Origin of the sequence: Vibrio sp. M260112 (assembly GCF_036533775.1) — a bacterium.
Taxonomy (GTDB): domain Bacteria; phylum Pseudomonadota; class Gammaproteobacteria; order Enterobacterales; family Vibrionaceae; genus Vibrio.
Window position 1 is genome coordinate 1 of record NZ_JATABH010000189.1, and the last position, 551, is coordinate 551.

Below are 551 nucleotides of genomic sequence, written 5' to 3' on the forward strand. Positions count from 1 at the left end.
ACGCTTGTGATCCCTGAAAGTGGTAATGCAGTTCGTGTCCGCGTTGCTGTGATTGATGATCTGGAAACCGAGTCAACGGAAGGCGTCAAGCTAACAGCGACGACAACGGACAACAACGTAGCCGATCAAGAAGCATCGGATACGGTTTACATCTTTGATGACCTGGTAGAGCGCGAAGATGGCTCTAAAGTTGACGCAGATGCACCGGATCTTGTGGTGACAGGCGCTGCGAATGTCACGGAATCAGACGACGCGTACCTAGAGTACGATGTATCACTGAGTGGTCCAGCTGCGGGCGCAGTGAATGTATCACTGTCCTTGAGTGGTGATGCGACGTCTGGTGAGGACTACAACCCACAGATTCAGTACTTCGATGGTCAGGACTGGGTTAATTACACAGGCACGCTTGTGATCCCTGAAAGTGGTAATGCAGTTCGTGTCCGCGTTGCTGTGATTGATGATCTGGAAACCGAGTCAACGGAAGGCGTCAAGCTAACAGCGACGACAACGGACAACAACGTAGCCGATCAAGAAGCATCGGATACGGTTTA

The 551-nt window shown here is 51.4% G+C and carries 1 pseudogene; it reads left to right on the forward strand.

Going from position 1 to position 551, the window contains the following annotated elements:
* Nucleotides 1–551, forward strand: a pseudogene (locus QTN95_RS21000) (Calx-beta domain-containing protein); the annotation flags it as partial.